The 7,075-nt window shown below is 63.7% G+C and carries 5 protein-coding genes; 2 read left to right on the top strand and 3 right to left on the bottom strand.

Features of this window, described 5'->3' with window-relative positions; translation table 11 throughout:
• The 3 genes from argS to ON38_RS25840 form a co-directional block, all read right to left on the bottom strand.
• Positions 1-1,378: arginine--tRNA ligase (argS, locus tag ON38_RS25830; protein WP_039827618.1), on the bottom strand; the 1,378-nt coding region annotated here is incomplete at its 3' end.
• Positions 1,379-1,525: 147 nt separating this feature from the next.
• Entirely contained in the window at positions 1,526-2,485 is a 960-nt protein-coding gene (locus ON38_RS25835) for a hypothetical protein (RefSeq protein ID WP_039827619.1), read from the bottom strand.
• 192 nt (positions 2,486-2,677) lie between these two features.
• Positions 2,678-3,523, bottom strand: coding sequence for a 2OG-Fe(II) oxygenase (locus ON38_RS25840; protein WP_051165181.1), 846 nt, complete (start codon positions 3,521-3,523; stop codon positions 2,678-2,680).
• Between the two features lie 975 nt (positions 3,524-4,498).
• Here ON38_RS25840 and ON38_RS34355 point away from each other — a divergent pair.
• Positions 4,499-6,199 carry a WXG100-like domain-containing protein gene (locus tag ON38_RS34355; protein ID WP_051165182.1) on the top strand — a complete coding sequence of 567 codons (1,701 nt, stop codon included), beginning with the start codon at positions 4,499-4,501 and terminating at the stop codon, positions 6,197-6,199.
• Between the two features lie 565 nt (positions 6,200-6,764).
• Positions 6,765-7,075, top strand: a 311-nt coding sequence (locus ON38_RS37165; RefSeq protein ID WP_218000835.1) for a hypothetical protein, incomplete at its 3' end; no start/stop codon positions are given.

Here is a 7,075-nt window from a genome sequence, read left to right on the forward strand (position 1 = left end):
ACTGGAGGTAGGGGGCGGTGTTGCCCTCGAAGGAGAGCATGCGGTCGAAGTCGAAGGTGTAGTCGCGGAGCCGGTCGGTGGACAGATCCGCGTACTTGATCGCCCCGATACCCACCGCGCGGGCGACCGCGGCACGGGACCCGGTGTCGAGATCGGGATTCTTCTCCGCGATCGCCCGGGTGGCCCGGTCGACCGCCTCGTCGAGCAGGTCGACGAGCTTGATCGTCCCCCCGGCCCGGCTACGCAGTACTTTGCCGTCGGCGCCGAGTACCGACCCGAATCCGATATGCGTGGCGCGCGCCGGTGGCGCGAGCCAGCCGGCCTCCCGGGCGGTCGTGAACACCATCGCGAAATGCTGCTGCTGCGGCATCCCGACCACATACAGCAGCCGGGTGGCGCCCAGGACGGTGAGCCGATCGCGGATCGCGGCGAGATCGGTGGTGGCGTAGCCGTATCCGCCGTCGCTCTTGCGGACGATCAGCGGCAACGGTTCGCCGTCGCGGCCGGTGAACCCCGCGGGGAACACGCAGTCGGCGCCCTCACTGCTGCGCAACAACCCGAGCCGGTCCAATTCGGTTATCACCGAGGCGAGTTCGTCGTTGTAGGCGCTCTCGCCCACGAAATCGGCTTGGACCAGCCGGACATCGAGGCTGTCGTACACCTTCATGAAATACTGCTTCGATTCGGCGACCAGCAACCGCCACAACCGCAGCGTGGCCTCGTCACCGCCTTGGAGCAGGACCACCCGCCGCCGCGACCGCTCCTTGAACTCGTCGGAGCCGTCGAATTTGCGCCGGGCCGCGGTATAGAAGGTGTTCAGGTCGCCGACGGAGAGCTCGGCGGCGGCCTCCGCCTCGCCGATATCGAGCAGATGCTCGATGAGCATGCCGAACGGAGTCCCCCAGTCGCCCAGGTGATTCCGCTTGATCACCCGATGCCCCAGCCACTCGGTGATCCGTACCGCGGCATCACCGATGATCGTGCTGCGGAGGTGGCCGACGTGCATCTCCTTGGCGGTGTTCGGTGCCGAATAGTCGACCACCACGGTTTCCGGTTCCACGGGCGGGACACCCAGGCGGTCGTCGGCGCCGACCGCGCCGGCCATGCTGCCGAGGACCTGCGCTCGCAGCGTGATATTGATGAACCCCGGCCCCGAGATCTCGGTGTGCTCCACCAGATCATCGAGGTCGGCGGCCGCCAGCACCGCGGCGGCGACGTCACGGGGTTTGCGGCCCAGGCGCTTGGCCGATCCGAGAGCGGCATTCGACTGGTAGTCGGCGAACTGCGACCGCTGGACCAGCGGGTCGACGGGTTCACCGACCACGGCCTCGAACGCGTGCGCGAGGCGGTCGGACAGTATCTGCTCGGGGGTGCCCACGGAGAGAACCCTAGCGAACGCCACACGGCGGAATCGATGGGAACTATCCCGGACTTGTAGCTCGCGCGTGATCAGGTGTGGAACAGCGTGGGCCGCCACTGTGCCGGCCCCATTACCTACGCCGGATCGACGGCTCTCCTGTCCGGCCTACGGTGAACTGCTTGTGGAGTATTTGCCGTCCTCACCTGGCCGTACGGCAGATGGTGGGAGAGCAACAGATCGCACGTCGGCTCCCCGCCTGTCGCGAAGCTCCGCCATGGGATCGTAGCGTCGCAGCACCTCTGCCTTCACCAACTCCTCCCGGGTCGCGGCATCGAGACTCCATGACATGAAGTAGTTACGCGCCTCGTCCCAGCTTCCGGTTTCCCTGGCCGCGCGCAGCAAGTCCCTGGACCGCAGCATGAACTGTATGACGATGGGACAATCCGGGTTGTCCCACCAGAAATCCGAAAACGCCTCGAACTTACCGAATTTGGCCACCCAGCTATCGAATGACGGATTCGGATAGTGCAGGATGACCGGGTGGTCGACGGTGCGTTGCTCGCCCTCGTAACCGCTGAACGAATGCACTCCTGCCTTCACTCCGGGTGACACGCGAACAGCGCTCTTGCCGTTGCCGTACGCCATGAAATCGGCCCGGCCGTTGACCCGGAAGAGGGTGCATTGGGTGAAGCAATTGGTGACCTCGTGGTTCAGTGGAACCGCCTCATGGTTCATGAAGGTTACGTGTCCCACATGGTCCATCGTCTTCCAGCTGTGATCGCCTCTGTCGTACAAGATCTCGTCGCTGTCGAGGGGAATGAGCCATGGGATTCCTTCGGCGAGTGCGTAGGAGACGGCCTCCCTGTAGTTGGCGACCTCGCGGTTGAATAGCCCGGACGGCGTCAGGTCTGTGCGGGGTGTGACACCGGGCACCAACAGTACTCGCTCGTCTTCTGTGAACGGCTCGAAGCGCGGTCGTTGGCCGGGGTCGTCCATGAAGATCATGATGATATCCGCGCGGCGCAGGTGATACTCGAGCCAGTAGTGAAGGCTCGGTCCCGGATCCATGATCGTCGAACAAATGAGCAGGCCCTGCTGAATCGAGGCCGAGCAATTCGTGTTCACGTCCGAAGTCTAACAATTAGAAGCTCTCCGGCTCGGAGGTTGCTTTCTTCGATGGGAAGGATACGTCAACCCTCCGGAAATTCTCATGACTCCGAGGGGATGCTCGGCGTGGGAACTATTGTATTGCGGAGAATCGACCCACCTGTGGTGTATATCGTTCTGCTGTCCCTTGCCGATACGAATCGCGGTGGCTTACCGCGGGACCGGATAGCGGCGCATCCATTTGTTCATAATCCATTTTTCGCCGGCGAGAACGGGAAGTCCGGCGTGTATTGTAGCCGGATCGAGCTGACCTCTCTTGTTGAAGTATCGGAAGTAGAGTGCCTGACCCTTGCGGGGGGAAAATGAGATACCGGGATCCGGGAAAAAAGTCTCGCCGCCGGCTTCGACGTCGTTCAGATAGATTATGAGTGTCGCGACCCGCTGGCCTCCGCCGCTGAGGTGGGCGATGCTACCGGGATCGTTCGGTGAATAGAAATCGAAATGACGCATGTACTGGCCACCCGTTCTATAGCGTACGACCTGTAGGCCTTCTCCGTACTCCATCGGACTGTTCATCAGTGCAGAGATCCGTCGCTCGACCGAATCGATAACCGGATTCTCGGAAATTCCGAGCGTAATGCTCTCGCTGGTCCGGGTCTCCGCTTCCTCGAAGAGGCCGGTGGCAGGGTCGATGGTCGCGGAAGGCTTTAATCGATTTTCGGCCATCTCGATTATCCGATCGCACTCGTCGGCTGAAAGCGCATTGTCGAACAAGGCTATTTGCGGCCGTTCTACTCGCATCAGTACGCGGACCGTGCGGTCGTGAGCGTGAACGACCCGGTCCCTTGAAATGGCGCCGGGGTCGTATTCATACGGCACGGCACCGGGTATTTCTCCCCGCAGCAATGCGTACACTGCTGCCATGGCCGCGTTCTTGTCGAAGCCATTGTCTGTGATGTATTCGATGATCGACTCGGGCGAATGCCCCTGTTCGAGGTTTCCGTTGATCCAGGCATTGATCCTGCTGCGCGTCGAATCATCCAGTGCCGCCGTCATGTTCGCAGAATAACACCGGGTTTTCACGTCCCGCCTCGGTGCGGAGGGTGGCCAAGCGTTCCTGGGTGGTCTGTCGGTGATAGTGGTCGAGACGGCGGTGTCGTACCTGATCGGCCCTCGTTACCGCCTGAAGGCCGTCTCGCGGCGCATATACTTTCCGAGTATTGGTCCGGTCCGCGGATTTGCCGAGGTATCGGTTCCTGGCCTGTGGGTTTGCTCCCAGTTCCGGTTCCTGGCGTCCGTGGATACAAGCCGACGGGGGCGCCGGCGCCCGCCTCGGCCGGCTGCCGGAGGGCGTGGCGAGTCCGATCGGGGAGCCTGTCTATTCCCTGTATTGGTGATAGTCGGCGGCCGGGGGAGGGTCGCGCGTTACCTCTTCGGCATTCGTGGCTCCTCTCGCCGTGCTCCCATGGAGAGATGCGGTCGCAGGCGCTGCCTACTTTCGTATCGATCCGGCAGCCCGAATCGATTCCATGTCAGGTACTGAGCTGAGCGCTGCCGACCTGCGAAATCATGGCGCTGTGCCGTGCTTCGAGACGGTTCCGTTCCGGGCGGCACCGGTGTCGGTCCGAGTCGGTCACCCAGATGTCGGATGTCGTACTTCACATCCTTCGGTCACGCGGTGCCGATCCCGCCCGAGCGTTGTGGAACCGACTTCGGACCGGTCCGATCGGCGCTCGAGGGCAGACGAAGCGAGCTGTCGGTTTTCATAGTTCGGTAGTCTGTCCGGGCGTCGATTCGGTAGCGTACATCGGCGCGATCTGTACGGCGGTATGAAGCGAGGTGCGTGAGGTCGAATGCAGCTGCAGCTCTGGCTATGCTCCGCGCCGATGCTCTCCGCGGCCGGCCTGGCAGTGTGCTGCTGATGTCGATTGTCAGTCCGTCCCGCTGCACCGGCCGCTGCCGTGCATTGCCGTCTGCGTATAGATCGCGGTCGGGCGGATCGGTTCACGCCGCTGTGAGAAGGTTCGACAGTTGAGTATCCACATACCGAGCGAGGTTGTGTTCTTTCTCAATATCCTGGGCATCCCCTATCCGGATGTCGATGTGGATCAGGTGCGCGAGCTGAGCCGGACCGTCGAGGAACTCGCCACCGCGGTCAGAGAAACCTATGACGAGTCGACCAACACTGTCGAAGCTCTGGGATCGGCTATTTCCGGGGATTCCTACCAGGCAATCCTGGTGATGTGGGCGCAGAACAAAGGAATGATGTCGGAGCTGGATACCGCATTCGGTATAGCATCGACAGCGCTCGATATCGCAGCAGATGTCATCGAGGCAATACAGATCGCCGTGCTCATCGAACTGGCAGCGCTCGCGGCGAGTTTTATTGCGAGCATAGGCACTCCGGCGGGGCCGGTTACCGGTCCCGCCATCGCGGCCACGACACGTTATCTGCTCAAAGAAGTGACCAAGGCGTTGATGTGGTACATCGCGGCCGAGGTTATGATGAAGGCCATTCAGCCGCTCCTGGACAAGTTCGACCTCTTTCTTCGCGATGCACTACGTCCGCCCGGCGAAGTCCCTTCATCCGGCACCGGATCGACCTACCGCCTCGACCCTGATGAAGTCGAGCGCTATATCAAGATCCTGGACAGTCAGGCCGATGACATGAAGTCCCACGGCGAGAAGTTCGCCGAGAAGGTGGACGGCTTCGACTTCGCCACTCCTGGACTACCCGTGACACCTGCCGATTGGTCGGATCCTTCCGGAGATCAGCCGTTCACGCAGGCTCGACCTGATCCGCTTCTGAACGTGCTGTTTCCCGGCGGGTTTCAGGAAAGCCAACAGCCTTCTGCCGAAACGTCCTCCGGGAGTGCTCCGAAGGCGGACTCCGCTCCGAGCGCCGACTCTGTGGCGCCTGGAGAGGAACTTGCGGGTGGCGACACCCCTTCGCCGGTTACGTCCTCGTCGGGCGACCAAACGAATGGGCCGGAGGCCGTCGCCTCTGGATCGGTCCAGCCGGGCGCGCCAGGGACTTCCGTGTCCGCGATGAACACCCAAGCTGCGGGTCCCGATTCCGTCGCGCAAAGTGGAGATCGCGTGTCGAGCGCTCCCGGTAATACGGAAAACAGCCCGGAAAGCGCCGAATCGGAAGCCGCGCAGAGCAGAGTCGGCGAAACCGTGGGAATGGCTCCGACGGCGATTACGCAGTCGACTCCGTCGACGACGACGCAGTCGCAGACGTCGTCCACTTCGAGTGGGCAACAGCGTCCCGTCGACGCCGCGGCGAACAACGCGGCGAACAAAGGGCAGGGGGGTGCCGCCCGGTCGGCGGCCGGCGCTGGACCGACGCAGGGGACGGCTGCCCGGTCGGCGGCCGGCGCTGCTTCCGATAGCAAGCCGCCGTCTGTCGGCAAGGGCGCACGGACACCCTGGTCGCGTGCCGGCGGCAAGGCGGCCCGCGTGGCGGCATCCGCGAAAGGCTCCGACGAGAAAACGTCGGCGATTTCTGTGGGGGAAACCGCGAACCGTGGAGAGACGAGTCAGACTGCACAGTCGGGATCGGAAAGCCCGCAGAGTGCTGGGCCGCAGGTGTTCGCGCCGGCTACCGGGGGGCCACCGGCCCAATCGTCCAGCGGCGCTCCGGTCGACCAGGATCACGAAGTCTCGGCCGATCCTCCACAGAAGGAGTCCGAGCCCTCCGCGGTCACTGGTCGGCCTCGATCGGAATGACACGAGCGCGGCCAGGAGGACGCGACTCCGTGCTCGATGGTGGGTCGGTTCTCGCGGATACAGAAGCATCTCCCGCACCGGTCAAAACGTCTGTGACCGCGCTCGACCCACTCGAGAACGCCACCGGCTGGAACGATTCGGTCGACGCGGTACGCGCTGTTGACTCGATGCCCCACAGTCCCCGATTCCGGGTTTCCTTCCCCGCCTTGGGGATAGTTGAAAATGGGGCGAGCCGACGAGCAGCTCGGCGGTCGACCGCGCTTCTTTCGTGCAAGATTCGCGGTCCTGCCGGTTGTCGGAATGCTCTCACTCGATCGAGCCCGCCGGGTGGGTACCGATATCACCGACAACGAGATATTGCGGCGCACCACTCTCCGGGCATAGGGCGGTGTGGATACAGCTTGGGCGTGATGTGCAAACGGGTGCGCGGAGGGGCCCTCTCAGGGGCTGGAGGATGTAGTGGCTAGACGGGGTCTGATGTCAGCGGTCGGCGACGCGCTCGGGTCGGCTGCGCGCATGGTTTCCGAGCGAATCCCGCCCTGGATGCGGCGGAACGGTTCCGAACGTGCTCAACGGGCACTCGACGCGGGGCGTGACGCGGATTTGCAGGCCCGGCAGGGTGTACCAGCGCAGCCGGCGCATCCGCCGCAGCCTGCGCAGGCGGTTCCGCATCCTGGCGATGTGCGGGTTGCGGGCGGGCCGCCGCAGCCGGCTCATCCGCCGCGACCGGCTCATCCGCCGCAGCCGGCTCATCCGCCGCAGCCCGCGCATCCGCCGCGACCGGCGCATCCGCCGCAGCCCGCGGATCCGCCGCGACCGGCGCATCCGCCGCAGCCGGCTCATCCGCCGCGACCGGCTCATCCGCCGCGACCGGCG

Source organism: Nocardia testacea NBRC 100365 (assembly GCF_000308775.1).
GTDB classification, from domain to species: domain Bacteria; phylum Actinomycetota; class Actinomycetes; order Mycobacteriales; family Mycobacteriaceae; genus Nocardia; species Nocardia testacea.